At 69.6% G+C, this 18526-nt stretch carries 20 protein-coding genes; 16 read left to right on the forward strand and 4 right to left on the reverse strand.

The genetic code is table 11. From position 1 onward, the window contains the following. Positions 1–93 precede the first annotated feature (93 nt). The 8 genes from flaF to ACZJYS_RS03525 all read left to right on the forward strand — a co-directional run bounded on the left by flaF (position 94) and on the right by ACZJYS_RS03525 (position 7573). A complete protein-coding gene (gene flaF / locus ACZJYS_RS03490) occupies positions 94–519 on the forward strand; it encodes a flagellar biosynthesis regulator FlaF (RefSeq protein WP_379640543.1) in 426 nt (141 codons plus the stop codon). Beyond that, positions 519–1007: a flagellar biosynthesis repressor FlbT gene (locus tag ACZJYS_RS03495; RefSeq protein WP_493175824.1), complete on the forward strand. Its 489-nt coding sequence runs from the start codon at positions 519–521 to the stop codon at positions 1005–1007. The genes flaF and ACZJYS_RS03495 overlap by 1 nt, the downstream gene beginning before the upstream one ends. A 71-nt stretch (positions 1008–1078) precedes the next feature. Beyond that, positions 1079–1396: a hypothetical protein gene (locus ACZJYS_RS03500; protein WP_379640541.1), complete on the forward strand. Its 318-nt coding sequence runs from the start codon at positions 1079–1081 to the stop codon at positions 1394–1396. Continuing rightward, positions 1393–2565, forward strand: a complete 1173-nt coding sequence (locus ACZJYS_RS03505) for a DUF1217 domain-containing protein (protein ID WP_493175827.1) — start codon at positions 1393–1395, stop codon at positions 2563–2565. Before ACZJYS_RS03500 ends, ACZJYS_RS03505 begins: the two co-directional genes overlap by 4 nt. A gap of 39 nt (positions 2566–2604) precedes the next feature. Next, positions 2605–4578: a hypothetical protein gene (locus tag ACZJYS_RS03510; RefSeq protein ID WP_493175828.1), complete on the forward strand. Its 1974-nt coding sequence runs from the start codon at positions 2605–2607 to the stop codon at positions 4576–4578. A gap of 85 nt (positions 4579–4663) precedes the next feature. Next, a complete protein-coding gene (locus ACZJYS_RS03515) occupies positions 4664–5413 on the forward strand; it encodes a class I SAM-dependent methyltransferase (protein WP_493175830.1) in 750 nt (249 codons plus the stop codon). Continuing rightward, the gene (locus tag ACZJYS_RS03520; RefSeq protein ID WP_493175832.1) at positions 5406–6833 is read left to right on the forward strand and encodes a hypothetical protein; all 1428 of its coding nucleotides are present in this window, start codon (positions 5406–5408) and stop codon (positions 6831–6833) included. The genes ACZJYS_RS03515 and ACZJYS_RS03520 overlap by 8 nt, the downstream gene beginning before the upstream one ends. After that, complete coding sequence (locus ACZJYS_RS03525; protein WP_493175833.1) at positions 6833–7573, forward strand: class I SAM-dependent methyltransferase; 741 nt, start codon at positions 6833–6835, stop codon at positions 7571–7573. The genes ACZJYS_RS03520 and ACZJYS_RS03525 overlap by 1 nt, the downstream gene beginning before the upstream one ends. Before the next feature lie 39 nt (positions 7574–7612). Here ACZJYS_RS03525 and ACZJYS_RS03530 read toward each other — a convergent pair whose 3' ends face one another. After that, the gene (locus tag ACZJYS_RS03530) at positions 7613–8680 is read right to left on the reverse strand and encodes a GNAT family N-acetyltransferase (RefSeq protein WP_493175835.1); all 1068 of its coding nucleotides are present in this window, start codon (positions 8678–8680) and stop codon (positions 7613–7615) included. Between the two features lie 8 nt (positions 8681–8688). Next, positions 8689–10029 carry a FliI/YscN family ATPase gene (locus tag ACZJYS_RS03535; RefSeq protein WP_493175837.1) on the reverse strand — a complete coding sequence of 447 codons (1341 nt, stop codon included), beginning with the start codon at positions 10027–10029 and terminating at the stop codon, positions 8689–8691. 136 nt (positions 10030–10165) lie between these two features. Here ACZJYS_RS03535 and ACZJYS_RS03540 point away from each other — a divergent pair, with 136 nt between their 5' ends. The 8 genes from ACZJYS_RS03540 (at position 10166) to ACZJYS_RS03575 (ending at position 16050) form a co-directional block, all read left to right on the forward strand. Continuing rightward, positions 10166–10570 carry a flagellar basal body protein gene (locus ACZJYS_RS03540; protein ID WP_493175839.1) on the forward strand — a complete coding sequence of 135 codons (405 nt, stop codon included), beginning with the start codon at positions 10166–10168 and terminating at the stop codon, positions 10568–10570. After that, positions 10570–11010, forward strand: coding sequence for a flagellar basal body rod protein FlgC (gene flgC, locus ACZJYS_RS03545; protein ID WP_493175840.1), 441 nt, complete (start codon positions 10570–10572; stop codon positions 11008–11010). Before ACZJYS_RS03540 ends, flgC begins: the two co-directional genes overlap by 1 nt. Before the next feature lie 5 nt (positions 11011–11015). After that, the gene (gene fliE / locus ACZJYS_RS03550; protein ID WP_379640529.1) at positions 11016–11306 is read left to right on the forward strand and encodes a flagellar hook-basal body complex protein FliE; all 291 of its coding nucleotides are present in this window, start codon (positions 11016–11018) and stop codon (positions 11304–11306) included. Between the two features lie 53 nt (positions 11307–11359). Next, on the forward strand, positions 11360–11623 hold the full coding sequence (locus ACZJYS_RS03555) for a flagellar biosynthetic protein FliQ (protein WP_379640528.1): 264 nt from the start codon (positions 11360–11362) through the stop codon (positions 11621–11623). Between the two features lie 3 nt (positions 11624–11626). Continuing rightward, positions 11627–13681 (forward strand): flagellar biosynthesis protein FlhA, encoded by a 2055-nt coding sequence (flhA, locus tag ACZJYS_RS03560; RefSeq protein WP_493175841.1) that lies wholly within the window; start codon positions 11627–11629, stop codon positions 13679–13681. 14 nt (positions 13682–13695) lie between these two features. Further along, positions 13696–14457, forward strand: coding sequence for a flagellar biosynthetic protein FliR (locus tag ACZJYS_RS03565; protein ID WP_493175842.1), 762 nt, complete (start codon positions 13696–13698; stop codon positions 14455–14457). A 5-nt stretch (positions 14458–14462) separates the two neighbouring features. Further along, a complete protein-coding gene (locus ACZJYS_RS03570) occupies positions 14463–15566 on the forward strand; it encodes an EscU/YscU/HrcU family type III secretion system export apparatus switch protein (protein WP_493175844.1) in 1104 nt (367 codons plus the stop codon). A 106-nt stretch (positions 15567–15672) separates the two neighbouring features. Beyond that, positions 15673–16050 carry a flagellar basal body-associated FliL family protein gene (locus ACZJYS_RS03575; RefSeq protein WP_379651761.1) on the forward strand — a complete coding sequence of 126 codons (378 nt, stop codon included), beginning with the start codon at positions 15673–15675 and terminating at the stop codon, positions 16048–16050. Between the two features lie 65 nt (positions 16051–16115). Here the strand turns inward: ACZJYS_RS03575 and ACZJYS_RS03580 are convergent, their stop codons facing one another. Together ACZJYS_RS03580 and ACZJYS_RS03585 are read right to left on the reverse strand one after the other, a co-directional pair. Continuing rightward, positions 16116–16817 carry a flagellar hook assembly protein FlgD gene (locus ACZJYS_RS03580; RefSeq protein WP_493175847.1) on the reverse strand — a complete coding sequence of 234 codons (702 nt, stop codon included), beginning with the start codon at positions 16815–16817 and terminating at the stop codon, positions 16116–16118. 26 nt (positions 16818–16843) lie between these two features. Beyond that, positions 16844–18487, reverse strand: coding sequence for a flagellar hook-length control protein FliK (locus ACZJYS_RS03585; protein ID WP_493175849.1), 1644 nt, complete (start codon positions 18485–18487; stop codon positions 16844–16846). Positions 18488–18526: the final 39 nt, after the last annotated feature.

Consider the following 18526-nt stretch of genomic DNA (forward strand, 5'->3'; position numbering starts at 1 on the left):
CTGGCGGGTCATGGCCGCGCTATGGCGCGTGAGCCAGCACCTCCCTCCAGGCGCCGCCGGTGCTCCGCCTGCGCGTGACCGAGGAAGAATCCAATGCTGACCTCTGCACAAGACGACCCGTTGCACGCGCCCTTGCACCGTCCCCGCGGAGCAGCCACAGCCTATGGTTCTGTGATCCGTGGCACGGAGGATCCGCGCGATATCGAATACCGCGTGCTGGCGCGGGCTGCCGCGTTGCTGGAAGAGGCCAGCCGCCCTGGTGCCGGCCCCGCCGCTCTGCCCGCGGCGATCCATGAGAACCGCATGGTGTGGACCGCCTTTGCCACCGATCTTGCGGACCAGAGCAACAGCCTGGATGAGGTGATGAAGGCCCGCCTGCTCTCGCTGGCCCGCTGGGTCTTCGCCGAAAGCGACCGCGTGCTGCGCGAGGGCCGCAGCCCTCAAGCCTTGTGCGATGTCAATCGTGTGGTGATGGCCGGCCTCAAGCCTGACCTGGCACCAGGGCTGGAGCAGGGCTGATGTCGCTGATTCTCAAGCTGGCTCCGGGCGAGAGGCTGTTCATCAATGGCGCTGTGGTCACCAATGGAGATCGGCGCGCCTATCTGATGGTGGAGACCAAGGCGCAGATCGTGCGCGAGAAGGACGTCCTGCTCCCGGAGGATGCCAGCACGCCCGTGCGCCGTGCCTATTTCGCGGCCCAGAACGTGCTGCTGAACGCCCAATCCTCCCTGGGCAGCATCGACACCTTCCTGCAGCAACTGGAGTGTCTGCGTGGCGTGTTCCTGAAGCTTGAGCACCGTACGCTGCTCGATGAGGCGGAGAGTCAGATGCGGCAGGGCAATACCTACCGCACCCTGGCGGCGCTGCGGGAACTGATCCTCTATGAATCCGTACTGCTGGATATGGATCCCCCCCAGCGTTTCAGGCGGGATGGCAGTCTGAGACCGAACAATCCGGGCGAGGGTGATTTGAGGCACCAGGGCAGCGATGCGAAATTTCTTGGTTGATGTTATTGTCATAACGCGTGGGAGAACCCCGAGCCAGCGAGTGGCCTGACGCAAAACAAGGAGCAAGAGCCATGATTGAAGCCACCCAAGGGGTGAAGAAGCAGGTTTCAGGGCCTGACATCCTCACCAAGAGCCAGCCTGCTGCGGAGCATGAGGAGCGTGAGGCAGCCGTCCATGCCTCCGGCAGCTCCGAGCCGCAGCTCGCGGAACGTCAGAAGCAGATCACGGCGTCCAGCCCTGCCTTCGATGTCCGCCTGGATGGCGAGACCATGCGCCTCTACTCCGAGTTGCGTGACCCTGCGACCGACCGGCTGATCATGCGTCTGCCAACCGGCTACCTGCCGGCGGCGGAAGACGCCGAAGCCAAGACATTCGCCATGGAAGCATGAGGGTCAACGCTGTCACGGTGGGCATTCCTTCCGGCATCGCCGGGTGGAAGTTGCTGCAGGGGAAGGGTCCTTCGGACTTCAAGGCGTTCAGCAAGGACGCCTCCCTGCAGCGCGAACTCGCCTATCTACGGGAGAAATTGCCCACCAAGCTGACAGCCCAGGATCTGTTGGCCGATCGACGCCTGCAGACCATTGTCCTCAAGGCCTATGGTCTCGACAGCCAGATTGGCTTCGATGGGCTGATGCGGAAGGTTCTCGACAGCAACCCCGACGATGCAAATTCCATCGCCGGCCGGATGACGGACTACCGCTACCGCCAGATCTCCAAGGACCTGAATTTCGGCGGCATCACCATTCCCGAAATTCCGGCCGTCCCCTCCAGCATCACGCTGCAGCTCGAGGGGATCATGGCCGGGCAGAGCTTTCTCTCGGCCAGCGGGACGCTGGGCGGTGTCAGCATCGGGAATGTCGATCTCGATGGGTTGGATACCCGCGCAGACATCGCCGCCGCGCTCCAGGCCGCCTTCCGCAACGCCGATGGCGGCCGCGAGGATATCAGCGTCACGGTGCTCGGCCTGAAGCTGGTGATCACCGACGCCAAGGGTCGCGGCGACGGATCGCTCAGCTTCCAGGCCGACCCGGACAGCAGCGCTCGCGCCTACCTCATCTCCTCCACGAAGGGGAGCACGCGGGTCGCTGGAAGCGGTGGCCCCAAGGTGACCGATCCCGCCACCCTCGAAGCCATCGCCACGAAATACTCCCAGGCCCGCTTCGAGGAGGCTCTGGGCGAGACATCGGAGAGCCTGCGTCGTGCCATCTACGCGAAGCGCATGCTGCCGCAGGTGAGCGGCTGGTACAGCGTGATTGCCGACCGGAACCTGGCCGCGGTCGTGCAATCCGTCCTCGGTTTGCCCGACAGCTTCGCCAGCATCAATGTCGACACTCAGAAGGCGATGCTGGAGAAGCGGATGAACATCGCCGACTTCAAGGACCCCGCCAAGCTCGCCAAATTGCTGGACCGCTACGTGGCACAATCCAGCGTGGCGGAAGCCAAGGCGCTGGCCAGTTCCACCGGAACCGCCACGCTGATCCAGCCGATCTCGTGGGGTGGCAACAGCTTCTCTGGCGCCAGCGCGGCGGCGCTCTTCTCCATCCTGGGCAACCGCTAGCGCCGCTGCCAGGGCCCGCCTGGATCCAGAAGGGATGCCATGGCTTCTCTCGAGCTCGCTCTACGCCAGACGGATCGCTGGTCCGACCTGCTGCCCCTGCTGCCCGGCGCCAAGCCGCTCAGTCCCGCCACCTCCGAGGCCCTGGGCGACACCCTGTTGCGCCTGGTGCGGCCGGGTGGCCCCGGGGCGAATGAGATCCTGCTTCCGCTGGCCTCGCTCGGGCGGGTGGCGAGCCTGCTGGCCAACGGGGCGGGGCTAAATCATGACGGCTGGCATGGTCTGTCGCAGCATTTGAGCCGCGCGGCCGTCCCGGCGCTCAGGGCGGGAGAAGCCCAACCGCTGCTGCTGGCGATCGTCGCGTTGAGCATCGACCAAGGCCGTGACGTGGCGCTGCGATGGGGCCTTCGCTGCCTGCTGGACAACGAGAACACCGCACGTGCTGCTCCCTCCCTGCATCAGGCACTCTGGACGCTCGGCCTGCTCGGCAATGCCGAAGGCTTAGCCGATCCGGCGAACTGGGTGCCCGACGTGTCGGCCAGCGCGCCGCTTTGGCAATTGCAGTGTGCGCTGACTTTCCTGGGGCTATGGGCGCGTCGGCCGCTGGCTTATGCGCGGGTACTGGTGGAGCATGTCGCGTTGCCCTGGCTGCTGGAGGCCATCCGTTCCGGGCACGTGGAAACCGCGCTGCACCTGGAAGGCTGGCTCCTAGAGCAATGGCTGAAGCGTGACGAGTCCGAGCAGCACTACGCCTCCTGGATCGGAAAGTGGGCGGAGCCCATGGCCGACCTAGGCAGGCGGCACAGGGCAGCCCATCCTCCCTGCGCCCAGGCGGTGGCATGGTGCACAGCAGCCTCACAGGGTTCCCCGCCCTTGGCCTTCATCGTGCACAACGGGGTTTTGCTGGCTCATACCGAGGTGCTGCTGCTGGCCCTGCGATATCTCAAGGCGCAGGGCCGGGCAGGCTTCACGCCGCAGGTATGGGCCTTGGGCGGGGTGCATCCAGCCTTTGCGGCGGCCTGTGCCGAAGCCGGGGCCAGCCTCCATTTGCCGAGCAACCTGCCCGCGGATGCACCGCTGCCCGCGCGCCTGCTGGCCCTGCGCGCGGATCTGGCGGAAGCCGGCTGCCGTGCCGCGGTTTGGATCTGTCACCCGCACATGTTGGCCTATGCCGCCGGGCTGGGCATCGCGCCACGCCTGGCGTGGTGGTCGATGAAGTTCCATCCGCCGATCCCCGGCATCGACCTGCGGCTGTGCCTGCGTGGCGGCTCGCCCATGGCGCCGTTTCCGATGCGGGGCGCCACCTGGCACATCCTGCCCATGGCCTTCCAGGTGCGGCCACGCGACGCCGCGGTGGAAGCCGCCGCGCGGCAGCGGCGCCAGGAACTGCCCGAGGGTGCAGTGGTGATGACGACGCTGATGCGCGAGGACAAGCTCGACTCCCTGCCCCTCTGGGATGTCGCCGCCCGCATCCTGCAAGCCGCGCCGCAGGCGGTCTGGCGCTATACCGGCCGGCAGGACCTGCCGGGTCTGCGCGCCTGCCTGGAGCGGCATGGCGTGGCGGAGCGCGCGCAGTTCATCGGCTGGGCTGATGTGCCGACGGAGGCGGCGCTGGCGGACCTCTACCTTGATGGCTGGCCGGTGGGCTCGGGCGCCACGGCGGCACAGGCCATGGCCTATGGCGTGCCCTATGTCTTCCGCGCCTCAGCGCCGGAGGCCGACAGCCCGGCGGGCCTGATGGATGGCCTGTTCGTCATGCCGCGCCGGGCGGGGGTGTTGCGGGCGGAGGAGGAGGCGGCCTGCCGCGCCTGCTTCGAGACCCCGCAGGGCAGCCTGCTGCGCGAGCCGGAGAATGCGGAAGCGCAGATCGCCTGGGCCCTCGACCTGATCCGCGATCCCGATCTGCGCCGCCGCAGCGGCGCGGCCTGGGCGCGCTTCGCCCAGCAGAGCGCGGCCAATCCAGAAGGGCTGGCGGAGGGATTGCGCCGGGCCGCCGCGCAGCTGTTGCAGGGCTGACGCCGCCCGGCAAATTTCATGCGAAAAATTATTGAAGCGCGGTGCGAATCTCGCGCATGGTCCTCTTGCCGCCAAGGTTCCTGCGATGATCCCTCCCCCCCCTTTCATGCCTGCGGAAGCCTCTCCCCTCCGCGCCGCCGACTATTCGGATCGCTACGATCCGGAGCAGGATTTCGACCATTGGTACACGCGCCTTACCGCGCGCCGCGTGCTGCGCCACCTGCGGCCGGATGATCATGTGCTGGAGGCCGGCTCGGCCACCGGCCTGCTCACGGCCGAGCTCTGCGGCGAGGGCCGCCGCTTCCTCTGCCTGGAACGCTCCGTCTCCTATGCGGCGCGGGCCCGGGCGCGCGGCCTGCCCGGCGTCACCGTCATCGAGGGGCTGATCGAGGATTTCACCGGTAAGGAGCCGTTCGACCATGTGCTGGCGCTGAACGTGCTGCACGAGCTGCCCGATGCCGCCGCCGCCCTGGCCCGCCTGCTGCGCGGCCTGCGGCCAGGCGGCCTGCTGCATGTCACCCTGCCCAACCCGCACTCGCTGCACCGGCTGGCGGCCTGGAAGGCCGGCCTGATCGAGGATCCCTGCGCCATCAGCGAGCGCGGCGCGTTGTTCCACACGCTGCGGCTGGAGCCGCCAGACCACAGCGCCGCCTGGATCGGTGCGCTGGGGCTGGAGGAGGTGGGGCGCGAGGGCATTCTGCTGAAGCCGCTGCCGAATGCCGGCATGGCGCGGCTCGGCTCGGCGCTGATCGAGGCCTATGACAGCCTGGCGGAGGCCATGCCCGGCCATGCCGCCATGACCTATTTCCGCTTCCGCAAGCCAGGTCATGGCTGAGGCGCTGCACCTCGTCGGCGGCTCCATCGCCTGCCTGGTGGCGGCGCTGCGGGCCGGCCAGCACGGCCGGCCGGTGACGCTGCACGCCGATCCGGCGCGGCTCGGCGCCAGCTTCGCCGGCATCATGCTGGAGGGAAGGCGGCTCAACCTCGGCATCCGCGTCTTCGAGCTGGAGCATGAGGCGGCGGGCGACCAGCCCGTTTCGGGCTGCGACATGGCGCGAGATGACCACCTGCCTTTCCTCGGCAGCATCCGTGCCCTAGTCGAGGAGGTGCTGGGCGAGGAGCTGGTGCGCGCCGCGGCGCCCGAGATGTGGCTGGAAGGCCGGCGCGCGCCCTGCGTGCTGACCAATGCCGACATCGCCGCCCTGCCGCCGCTGCTCGACCCCGCGCGCCGCAGCCGCATCGCGCGGGAGGCGGCGGCACTGCTGGAGGACCCCTCCCCGCCGCCCTGCCGTTTCCGGCCCGGCCACCCGGCGGGCGCGGTACGGGCGGCGCTGGAGGAGACGCCGCTGGAGGAAGCGTCGCTGGCCAATCACGGCGCCACGCTGCACGGGTTGCTGATCCCGGCGGTGGCCGCGCGGCTCGATCCGGGCTGGGCCAGCCGCGTCGCGGCGGCGCGGCGCAAGCTGTGGCTGGCGCTATTCCACCCGCGCACCGCGCTGGAGGTCTTCCGGGGCGAGACGCCGGGCTTCCGCCCGCACCGGCCCTTCTGGGGGATGCGGGGAGGCGTCTCGGCGGTGTTCGTGGAGCGGCTGCTGGCCCTGCTGACGGCGCTGCCCTCCGTGCGGATCAATCCGGTGGGGCGGCTGCGGCACATGGCCTCCGGGCCGCGGGGCACAGTGCTGCTGGACTTCGCCGCACCACCCGGAGGCGCCCCGCAGCGGCTGAGCCTGCCCGCCGCCACCTGCGCGCTGGGGCTTGGGGCGGAGGAGTTGTTCCGCGCCGCCGGGGTGGACTACGCGCCGCAACGCCTGAGCGCCGCCTTCGGCTGGGCTGAGGTGGCGGAGGCCGACCTTCGGCACTGCCCCTTCAGCCTGCTACTCGCTGCACCCGGCGCGCCGGCGCTGCGTGTCTCCGCCGGCCCTGTGGCGGAGGGCGGCCGGCGCGTGATGGCGCTGGAATTCGGCCATGTGCCGGAGGGGCTGCCTCTTCCCGGCGCGGCGGAAGCCCGCCGGGCGCTGGAGGAGACGGGGCTGCTGCGGGAGGGCGCGCCGATGCGTCTGCTGGGCGTGACGAGCCTGCCCTGCCTGCAGGTGCCGAGCTTCGACAACCGCAGGGCCTTTCAGGCGGCGCTGGCGGCCTTCCACGCGCGGGGGCCGGAAGGCTGGGCGGGGCAGCTGCTGTGCGGCGCCGGCCGGCTCGGCTTCGATTCCATGAATGAGCAGATCCTGACGGGACTGCGGATAGGAGAACCCTGATGAGCACGGTCACACAGGACGAGCTGGAGCGCCTGGCGCAGGACTACTACCTGAACGACGCGGTGGTGGACCACCATGTCGAGCACACCATGCAGCTCAGTTCCGCGCCGATGGTGCTGGCGCAGATCCCGCCTGGCAGCCGCGTGCTGACCATGGGGCATGGCAATGGCCTTATGACCGACGTGCTCATCAAGGGCCCCTTCAGCCTGGAGCTGGTGGAGGGCTCGCCCACGCTGAGCGAGGAAGCGCGCCGCCGGCATGGCGAGCGGCTGGGCGTGCATTGCGCCATGTTCGAAGAGTTTCACGCCCCCGCCGCCTATGACGTGGTGCTCTCACTGCACGTGATGGAGCATGTGGCCGAGCCCGCCGTGACCCTGGCGCAGGCGGCGAGCTGGCTGAAGCCGGGCGGCTCGCTGATCGTGGTGGTGCCCAACCGCCGCTCCCTGCACCGCCGCGTGGCGCTGCGCATGGGGCTGATCGGCCGGCTGGACGAGCTTTCCCCGCGCGACCACCAGGTGGGGCACCTGCGGGTCTATGACCTCGACACCCTGGCGGCCGATCTTTCCGGCGCCGGCCTCGTGCCCGAGCACCGCTTCGGCTACTTCGTGAAGACGCTGCCCAACAGCATGATGCTCGACTATTCGGAGGAGCTGCTGACGGCGCTGGTGCAGGTGGGCGAGGAGGTGCCGCCCGATCTGCTCGCCAATATCGGCATCCGCGCCCGCAAGCCGCAGGCCTGAAGCCGGTCGCCAGAGCGGGCTTTCAAGAGGGCTGGGCCTTCACACGGTCCAGCCCAGCGTCTTACCCAGGTACAGCTTCACGGACGCCGCGGCGCCCAGGCTCTTCTTGAAGGCGTAGAGCCCCTGGTTCAGCTCGCCCTGGATGGAGGACGTGCCGAGATCCAGCATCCGGCACCCTTCGGCGCGGGCGAAGTGGTAGATGCGCCCTGCCAGCACCGTCACCGGGCTGAGCCGCTCCACGCCGGGCTTCTCGCCCCAGGCATAGACGTAGAGGATCGCCGGGTTGACCTGCACGCAGAGGGCGGCGGCGATCATCTCGCCCTTCAAAAAGGCGCCGAAGACATGCACGGCGCCGGGGAATCCCGCCAGCATCTCCTGCACCTGGGGCCAACTCATGCTCAGGCTGTAGTTCTTCTTGCGCCGGCTCTCCAGCAGCACGCCATAGGCCGCCTCATGCAGGGCCGGCTCCAGCAGGCTGGCGGAGACCCCCTCCCGCGCCGCCTTGGCCAGCCGCTTGCGGTTGGCATAGGTGCCGCAGGCGCTGAAGCTGTGGCGGCCCAGACTGATCGCCTGGTTCAGCTCGTGCCGCGTCACGCCATAGCCGAGGCGCGCCAGGGCGTTGAAGGTCAGTGCGCTCCGCTCCGGCGCATAGCCCAGCGGCGGCAGCACCAGTTCCAGGCGGCGCGCGCCGGCGGCCAGCAGCCAGACCTCTGCGGCGCGGATGAAGGCTTCCGTCTCCACCGGCCCCAGATCCTCCGCCAGGTCGAAACCGCCATAGGAGCCACGCCCGGGGCTGGACCACAGGCCCGGCTCCACCTGCAATGCGTGGAACCGGCCGCAGATCCGCGGCGAACGGTCCTGCCGCAGCTGCATCAGCACGCCCCCGCCAGGGCAGCGCGCGCGATGCAGCGCATGGAAGGCCGGGCGGTTGAAGAGATCCGCCTCCTCATCCGGCAGGAAGCGGTCGACCAGCAGTTCCAGTCCCGGGGCGACGGACAGGGGGGCCGGGGGCGGCGGAACCGCCGGCAGGCGCAGCGCCGCCGGCGCGAAGGGCATCGGCGGGAGGTGCGGCGGAACCTCGGCGCCCTCCGGGAGCTTCCAGGACATGACCGGCCTCACCCCCCCTGCAGGATCTGGCCCAGCCGGGCGAAGGCTGCCGGCGCATCGGCGCGCTCGTCGATGCCCTGGCCCAGGAAGGCCTCCAGCGCCGGGTGGTGGCGGATGGCCGCATCCACCTCGGCATCGCTGCCCGCGCGGTAGGCGCCCAGCCGGATCATCTCCGCCATGTCGGCATAGGTGCCGATCAGGCGCCGCGCCTCCGACAGCAGCCGGTTCTCCTCCGGCGAATGGCAGCGCGGCAGGGCGCGGCTGACGGAGCGCAGCACGTCGATGGCCGGCCAGCGGCCCCGCTCCCCCACGCGGCGGTCCAGCACGATATGCCCGTCCAGGATGCCGCGCACGGCATCGGCGATCGGCTCGTCATGGTCGTCGCCATCGACCAGCACGGTGAAGACGGCGGTGATGTCGCCCTCCCCCTGCACGCCCGGCCCGGCCCGCTCCAGCAGGGCGGGCAGCTCGGTGAAGACGGAGGGGGTGTAGGAGCGTGCGGTGGCCGGCTCGCCGGCGGCGAGGCCAATCTCGCGCTGTGCATGCGCCAGCCGGGTGACGGAATCGAGCAGCAGGAACACCTGCCGGCCCTCGGCGCGGAAATGCTCGGCCACGGCCAGCGTGGCCTGCGCGGCGCGGCGCCGGGCCAGCGCCGGCTGGTCGGAGGTGGAGACCACCACCACCGTCCGCCGCCGCCCTGCCTCGCCCAGCGTCTGGTCGAGGAACTCGCGCACCTCGCGCCCGCGCTCCCCCACCAGCCCGACCACCACCACATCCGCCTCGACAAAGCGCGCCAGCATGCCCATCAGCGTCGATTTGCCGACGCCGGAGGCGGCGAAGATGCCCAGGCGCTGGCCACGGCAGATGGGGGTGAACACATCCAGCGCGCGCAGCCCCGTGCCCAGCCGCGCGCCCACCAGCCGGCGGCGCAACGCATCGGGCGGGGCCTGGCGCAGCCGCACGCCGCGGCGGCCCTGCGGCAGCGGCCCCAGCCCGTCCAGCGGCCGCCCCAGGCTGTCGATCGCCCGGCCCATCCAGGCATCGCAGGGGTAGAGGCTCAGCGGCTCCTCCAGCCACAGACGGGCGCCCGGGCTGAGCCCCTCCGTGCCACCCTCTGGCACGGCGATGGCGCTCTCGGCCGAGAAGGCGACGATCTCGCCATGCATGGCGCCGCGCCCCGGGCGCCCGACCCGGATGCGGTCACCGATCGCCAGGCTCTCGCCCAGGCCGGTGGCCGAGAGCGCGGCGCCGCGCACCGCCGACAGCGTACCGAAGCGTTGCCATCGCGGCACCCGCGCCAGTTGCGAGGCGACATCGCCCAAAGGTGAGACCACCGGCAAAGTCCTCATGCGAATTTTTGCGGATAGCCTGGAAAGCACACCCACTTCCAGGACCTTCCTGCCGAAGCATCTATGCGAAAAATCTCGACAAGGGCAAGGGCCGGCGCTATTCGTCGGGGCGACAGCAGAGAGGCGCCCCGATCCCATGCTCGACGGTATCGACGTCTTCCGCATCACCGGCGCCCGCATGCGGCATCTGGCGGAGCGGCAGAACATCCTGGCGCAGAACATCGCCAACGCCGATACGCCCCTCTACCGGGCGCGGGACGTGAAGGCCTTCCAGTTCGACAGCGCCTTGCTGCGCAACCAGCCCGGCCTGCCCAGCCTGCAACTCGCGGCGACGCGCCCGGGCCATCTCGGCCGCACGCGGGAGGGGCTGACCGTCACCGCCGACCGTGCCGAGGGCTACAGCGAGGACCCGGACGGCAACACGGTCAATCTGGAGGAACAGATGGTCAAGCAGGCCGACGTGGCGAAGGCCTACGACCTCGCCACCCTGGTCTACCGCCGCGGCACGGCGCTGCTGCGCACCGCCGCCGGAGGCCGCTGATGATCCGCATCAACCCCGTCTCCGGCGCCGGCCCGCTGACCCAGGCGATGGCCACCGCCGCCTCCGGCATGAGCAGCCAGGCCGTGCGCATGCGGGTGGCGGCCGAGAACATCGCCAACGCCGCCTCCACCGCCGCAGTGCCTGGCGGTGACCCCTACCGGCGCAAGCTGCTCACCTTCGGCCGGATGGTCGACCGCGGCACCGGCGCGCAGCTGGTGCGCATGGACAACATCCGCCCCGACCCGCGCGACTTCCGCACCCAGTTCGACCCCGCCCACCCGGCGGCGGATGAGCGGGGCTACGTCAAGCTGCCGAATGTGGACCCGCTGATCGAACAGGCGGACCTGCGCAGCGCCGGGCGCAGCTACGAGGCCTCCATTGCCGTGATGCAGCAGGCCCGCGCGCTCTACGGCAAGACACTCGACATCCTGAGGGCGTGAACGCCATGACCACACCGCTCGCGGCGATCCCGCCCGTCTCCGCCGCCATCCGCGCCTACGGTGCCACGGCCACCCCCTCGGGGGATTTCGGCACCATGGTGGGCGATGCCGCACGGGCCTCGCTGGCCACGCTGCGCCGCGCGGAAGTGACCGCGGCGCGCGGCGTGGCGGGCACGGCCGACGTGCAGGAGGTGGTGCAGGCCGCCGCCGCCGCCGAACTCACCGTGCAGACCCTGACCCAGCTGCGCGACAAGGTCGTCGGCGCCTACACGGATGTGCTGCGCATGGCGGTGTGAGCACCGCCATGATCCCTTTCCTCGCCTGACCGCCAGAACGGCCGGAGCTTCCGATGAATGAAGGCGACGTTGTCGAGGTTCTGCGCGGCGGCTTCTACACCACCATGCTGGTGGCGGCCCCGCCCCTGCTGGCCGCGCTGATCACCGGCGTCGCCGTCTCGGTGCTGCAGGCGCTGACGCAGATCCAGGAGATGACCCTCTCCTACGTTCCCAAGATCGTGGTGACGCTGGTGGCCACCATGCTCTCCCTGCCTTTCGGCTTCGCCGCGCTGCGCTCCTATACGGAGGAGATCGCGCAGCTGATCGTCGGGCTCTAAGCCATGTCGTTCCTGCGCAGGCTGCGCGACAGTCTCGGCCACCAGGACATGCTGTTCGCCGCGGCGCTGGTGCTGCTGCTGGCGGTGCTGGTGCTGCCCATGCCCCGCTGGCTGGTCGATCTCGGCCTGGCCACCTCCATCACTCTTTCCGTGCTGATCCTGATGGTCGCCATCTGGATCGAGCGGCCGCTCGATTTCTCGGTCTTTCCCACGGTGCTGCTGGTGGCTACGCTGCTGCGGCTGGCGCTGAACCTGGCCACCACGCGGCTGATCCTGGCCGACGGCCATCGCGGGCTGGACGCGGCGGGCAGCGTCATCCACGGCTTCGCGGTGTTCATCGTCGGCGGCGACTTCATCATCGGCGTCATCGTCTTCACCATCCTGATCATCGTGAACTTCATCGTGGTGACGAAGGGCGCGGGGCGCATCGCCGAGGTCGCGGCACGCTTCAGCCTGGATGCCATGCCCGGCAAGCAGATGGCGATCGACGCCGACCTCGCCGCCGGCACCATCGACGATGCCGAGGCCAAGCGCCGCCGCAAGGAGCTGGAGGACGAGAACTCCTTCTTCGGCGCCATGGACGGCGCCTCGAAATTCGTCCGCGGCGATGCCGTGGCGGCCATCATCGTTACCATTGTCAACGTGCTGGGCGGCATCGTCGTCGGCACCATGCGGCATGGCATGCCGCTCTCCGGCGCGGCGGCGAACTACGTGACTTTGGCGGTGGGCGATGGCATCGTCTCGCAGATCCCGGGGCTGATCGTCTCGGTGGGCGCCGGCATGCTGGTCTCCAAGGGCAGCGTGCGCGGCTCGACCGACAAGGCCTTCATCGCCCAGCTCGGCGCCCATCCCAAGCCGCTGTACCTGGCGGCGGGGCTGTCGGGCCTCTTCGCGGTGCTGCCCGGCCTGCCCTTCGTGGCGCTTGGGCTGGTGGCGGCAGGCGGCGGCTGGCTGGCGCAGACCGCCGTGCAACGCGCCGCCGCCGCCGCGGAGAGCAGCGCCGCCACGCCCGATGCCGCACCGCGCGAGGAGAGCATGGCGGAGCTCATCCGGGTGGATGACGTCCGGCTGGAGCTCGGCATGGGCCTCGTCTCGCTGACTGCCGGCCGCCAGGGCGGGCTGTCCGAGAAGATCAAGAAGCTGCGCCGCGCCTTCGGGCTGGAATACGGCTTCGTGCTGCCCGCCGTCCGCATCAAGGACAACATGGACCTCGCCTCGGGCGAATACTCCATCCAGGTGCAGGGCGTGGAGGTGGCGCGGGAGACGCTGATGCTTGGCCGCCTCCTGGCCTTCGCGCCGGGCGGGCAGGAGATCGGCGTGCCCGGCATCGACACGCAGGAGCCCTCCTTCCACATCCGCGCCCGCTGGATCGAGCCGGCGCTGCGCGAGATGGCCATGGCGCAGGGGCTGACGGTGGTCGATGTCGAGACGGTGCTGACCACCCACATGTCCGAGGTGCTGAAGGGCTACATGGCCCAGCTCCAGGGCTATGCCGCCACGCAGAAGCTGCTGGACGGGCTGGAGAAGGAGCACCAGCGGCTGGTCGGGGACCTGATCCCCGCCGTCCTGCCGCTGGCCACCTTGCAGAAGGTGCTCTCCACCCTGCTGGCCGAGCGGATCTCGATCCGCAACCTGCCGCTGATCCTGGAGGCGCTGCACGAGGGCGCCAGCTTCACCCGAAACGTCTCCATGCTGACCGAGCATGTGCGCCAGCGCCTGTCGCTGCAGATCTGCCGCGGCTTGACGCAGGAGGATGGCTATATCACCGCCCTGCTGCTCTCGCCCGAATGGGAGAAGGAGGTGGGCAGCGCCATCGTCGAGGAGGGCGACCAGCGCAGCTTCGCCATGGCGCCCTCCAAAATCCAGGAGCTGGTCAGCGCCACCCGCGCCCGGATCGCCGAGGCGGCGGCCAAGGGCGACTGGCCGGCGGTGCTGACCTCGGCCGGGGCGCGGCCCTTCGTGCGGCACCTGGTGGAGCGCATCAACCCCACCATCGCCGTCATCTCCCATGCCGAGGTGCACCAGCGGGCCAAGCTGCGCACCGTCGGCCAGATCTGACCCGGCTGCCCGCCATGCAGGCGGCGATGACGCTGGAACACTGGCTGAACGCGGAGCTCTACCGCCTGCTGCTGGTGTTCTGCCGCGTCTCGGCCGCCTTCATGCTGCTGCCCGGCCTGGGCGAGGGGCAGATGCCGGCCCGGATCCGCATCATCGCCGGGCTGGTGGTGGCCTACTGCATCGCCCCGCTGGCGGGGCCCGCCACGGCGGCGCCTGGCGTGTGGGGCAGCGTGGCGGCGGCCGCGCTGGAGGTGATCACTGGCGCCTTCCTCGGCACGCTCTCGCGCATCCTGCTCTCCGCCGTGCAGGCGGCCGGGCAGATCATTGGCCAGAGCATCGGCATCAGCAACGCCTTCGCCTTCGGCATTGGCATGGACAATTCCGCGGTACTGGGAGCGGCCATCTACGTAGCCTGCCTGGTGGCGCTGTTCGCCATCGACGGGCACCATCTGGGCCTGCGCGCCCTGGCCGACAGCTACGCCCTGGTAGGGCTGGGCGAGCCGCTGCCCAGCGCCGCCGCCGCCCGCTCCGTCACCGAGGGGGTGGAGGCCGCCTTCCGCCTGTCCATGCAGCTCAGCATGCCGTTCCTGCTGCTATCGGTGCTGTTCAACATGGCGCTGGCAGGCATCAACCGGGCTTTGCCGGCCATGCCGGTCTTCATGATTGGCGCCCCCGCCCTGCTGCTGGTCGGGCTGCAACTGCTACAGGTGACGGCGCCCTCCTTCGTGGCGGAGGTCCTGGCCGCTTATGGGCCCGCCATCATGGCCGGGCGCTGAGCCGCATGGCAGAAGAAAGTGGCCAGGAAAAAACCCTCGAAGCCTCCGCCCGCAAGCTGCAGCAGGCGCGAGAGAAGGGCGATCTGCCGATCTCACGCGAGGGCTCCAGCTTCGGCCTCTATGCCGCGATGCTGATTGTGCTGGGCCTGTCAGGCGGCACGATCGCCCATCACGTCGCCACCCTGCTCCTGCCAATGATCGAGCAGCCGGAGGCCTTCCTGCTGCTGACGGAGGAGGGTTACCGCCAGGCCGGCTGGGCGCTGGTGCAGGCGCTCGCCCTGGCGCTGCTGCCGGTCTTCGGCCTGCTGATGGCCGGCAGCCTGCTGCCGCACCTGATGCAGAACACCGTGGTGGTGGCGCCGGAGCGCCTAGAGGTGCGGCTGTCGCACATCTCGCCGCTCTCCGGCATGAAGCGCCTCTTCAGCTTCAAGGCGTTGTTCGAGTTCGGCAAGAACCTGCTCAAGGCCAGCGCCGTTGCCGCCGCCTGCTGGCTTGTCGGCACGCCGCTCTACGAGCAGAGTGCATCATTGGCGGAGCTGGACCCGGCCGCCTTTCCGGCTTTGGCGACCAACGCGATTATCACCATCCTCTTTGCGGTGACGGCGGTCTCATTCCTGATCGCGGCCATCGACATCAGCTTCCAGCGCTTCGATTATCAACGGCGGCAGCGGATGACCATTCAGGAGATGCGCGAGGAGATGCGCTCGACCGATGGCGATCCGCATGTGAAGGCCGCCCTCAAGAAACGACGCCGCCAGTTTTCGCAAAGACAAATGATGGCGGATGTGCCGAAATCGACGGTTGTCATCACCAACCCCACCCACTTCGCCGTGGCCCTGCGCTACGAGCGCGGGGAGGATTACGCGCCGGTCTGTCTGGCCAAGGGCACCGATCACCTGGCGCTGCGGATCCGTGAACGGGCTCAGGCCGCCGGGGTGCCCATCATGGAGGACAAGCCGCTGGCGCGGGCCTTGCACGCTTCCGTGGAGGTGGGCCAGCCAATCCCGCCCCTGCATTTCGAGGCCGTGGCCAAGATCATCGGCATTGTCTGGGCCCAGAAGGGCTTCCGGCCGGCGGCGGGAGTAAGCCAGCCCGCGTCGCAAAAATGAGACTTACCGATTGACGCGAGATTTCGCCGATGCGAATTAACGGGCGCCATAACGCACGAGGTCGTGGATGTCCCCTTATTTTCGCCGCTCATTGCTGGGTGGATTGGTGGCCGCTGCGCTGATTCCGGCGGTGCTGGCCCCTCTCCATGCCGCCCAGGCCGCCGAGGCACCCAAGAAGGAGTTCGAGTACGTCACGCTCGGCGACTTCACGGTGAACCTGCCGGCCGCCAGCCGCCGTATGTCCTACGTGGTCGTCTCCGTGACGCTGGAGACCCAGGCGGCGCAGACCCAGCAATTCAAGGATCTGTCGCCGCGGCTGAAGCAGGCGGTGCTGCAACGGCTGATGGCTATGTCGGAGCGTCAGGAACTGCGCCCGGGCCGGACCGACCCTACCACGCTGCGGGACAATCTGTTCGACAGCCTGGCGCGCATCCAGGAGGAAGGGCTGAAGGATGTGGTAATCACCCGCCTCATCCACAGCTGAAGAACGGGCGGCCGCGGCGGGAACCGCGGCCGCACGAGCAGGATTGCCGCGAGCAGGGCCGTCTCTCAGGCGCCGAGGCGGGTGATATCCGTCGCGCTGACGACATTGCCGTTGTCCAGCACCAGATTCATCTCTCCGCTGCTGTCGCGCCGCACCTCGGTAACTTTCCCCGAGCTAGTGATGGTGCCGGCCACCTGGCGCGCATTCTCGGCGTTCTGGCCGACCACCCGCACCGCGTAGGAGCCGGCCGCCAGCGCCACGCCATTGCTGTCCTTGCCATCGAAGCTCAGCTGCGTGCTGCCTGTCTGCACCGGGACTTGGCGCACCACCTCCCCCGCGCTGTTCAGCACCTCCAGCCGGAGGTTGGTCAGGCTGCCGGCAGGCACGTCGACCGTCACCGGAACGCTGGCGCCGGCGGTGGGCAGCACCATGCGCGACATCTGCATCTGCACCGTCCGGCCCAGCAGCGCGGCATTCTCCGCCAGGCCGCCGCCACCGGAGAGGGAGGTGGCGATGCCCTGCAGCAGGCTGTTCGTCTTGGTCTGCTGCTCCACCTGCGAGAACTGTGCGAGCTGCGCCACGAACTGCGTCGGGTCCGTGGGCTCCAGCGGGTTCTGAAACTTCATCTGCGCCGTCAGCAGCGTCAGGAAGCGGTCGAAGTCGGGGCTGGACGAGTTCAGCTTGGTGGTGGCGGGGCCGCTCGCGGCGGTGCCGGTGCTGGCCGCCGCGGCATTGCTGGTGGCGGTCACGTTGGAAACACTGGCCATGTAATGCGCTCCGTGGTCGTGGCGGCTCAGGCGACGATGTCGATCAGGCTGTCCGAGTCTGGGCGGCGGGAGGGAGCGGCCACCTCGGCGGTCTGATCCTCCCCTGGTCCGGCATCGGCCTGCAGCGCCTGGGCGGGCTCCGGCGCCTCGCGCTCCGCCCAGCTGAGCGAACCATGCTGGAGGTCCAGCCCCTGCCCGCCCAACTGGAGTCCGGCCTGTTCCATCTGCTGCATCAGGCTGTGGCGTTCCTGGCGCAGGGCCTCGAAGGTCTCGGCCCGTTCCGCCAGCATCACCACCTGCACCGTACCTTCCCGGAAGGTCAGGCGCAGCTCGACCCGGCCTAGCTCCGGTGGACGGAGATCCACCGATACCGTCTCCACCCCGGCCTCCGTGGCCTCCTTCACGCGCAAGACGAGCTGAGGTGTCGCCTCGGGCGGCAGGCGCGGATGCACCAGGGCCTGATTCTGCATAGGAGCCCGGGGAGCCGGTGCCTCCTGCACAAAGGGGGTCCAGCTGGCCATGCCGGCTTCCATCGCCAGGCCGACGGGAGCGGATGGCACCTGTATTTCGCCGGCAGGGGGTGGGATTTCGGCGCCTGCCACGGCCAGCCGGGCCGTGATCTCCGTCACCTTCTGCAGCAGGGGGCCGCGCATTTCATCGGGCTCCGGCCAGGGAGGCGGAACCCTCGACCCCGCATCCTCCGGTGCGGCCAAAGCCTGCGGCGCGGCGTTCTCGGGCTGTGGCATGCCGGCCGGAGGCAATGTGGGCGGCTGCGCCGGAGCCAACTGTGCCAGGGAGACGGAGGACCGCGAAGGCGAGCGCGGCAGGCCTCGCGCAGCGGCTTTGTCTTCCATGACGGCAGGCAATGCCGCAGTAGCCGGGCCCTGCTCAGCCGGAACAGAAGTCACCACAGCCGCTGCAACTGGCGGGAGTTGTGGCTGGCTGGGCGCCGGATGCGGATGCGGATGCGGCGGCAGCGTTTGGGCCGACGTATGGTGTTGCGCCTGACCCTGGGCTTGCTCCTGGCTCTGCCCAGCAATCTGCTCCTGAGGTGGGAGGTTCTGCCCAGCCAATCTCATGGAAGGGAGCTCTGGCTCCAGGATGGCTGGCTGCATGGCTGGCTGCGCCGCGATGCCGGCAGGGGAGGGCGGCGCCATTGGGGCGGCCTCACCAGGCGATGGCTCCAAGGCGGCCAGAGAGGCTGTCGCCGCAGGCAAGCCAGCCCCGGCGTCGGCCGCAAGCCCTGTGGTGGCCTCCAGCGCCACTGCGGCCGGTGCGGCCGGTGCGGCAGGCAAGGAGATTGCGGGCGGGGCGGTCTCAGGCCATGAGGTGCTGGAGAGCAGCGGCGCCGCAGGGGAGAGAGGCTGCCCCATGGCCGTGCTCTGGAGCAGGGCCATCAGCTGGCCTGCTTCCTCGGCGGCGGCGGCCAGCGCCTCCCAGGGCAGCGCCTGCCCTTGCAGGCCCGGCAGTGCCGGGGTTCCTTTGGCCTTGGGAGCAAGCAGAGCTTCCGCCGCCTCCGTCTCCGCCGGCATGGCCTGCCCTGCCATCAACAGGGCGAAGGCCTCCAGTTCCGTATTGGTTACCAGCGGGCCGCCCATGCTCCACTCGGGCCGCCCGCCCGGTACCGGCGTGGCTTGCAGAAAGGGCTCGCCGCCCAACGGAATGGCCATGGAGTTCTTCCTGTCCTGCGCGGCCGGCAGGCCCCGGCG

It is taken from the genome of Roseomonas sp. TS2 (assembly GCF_058833935.1).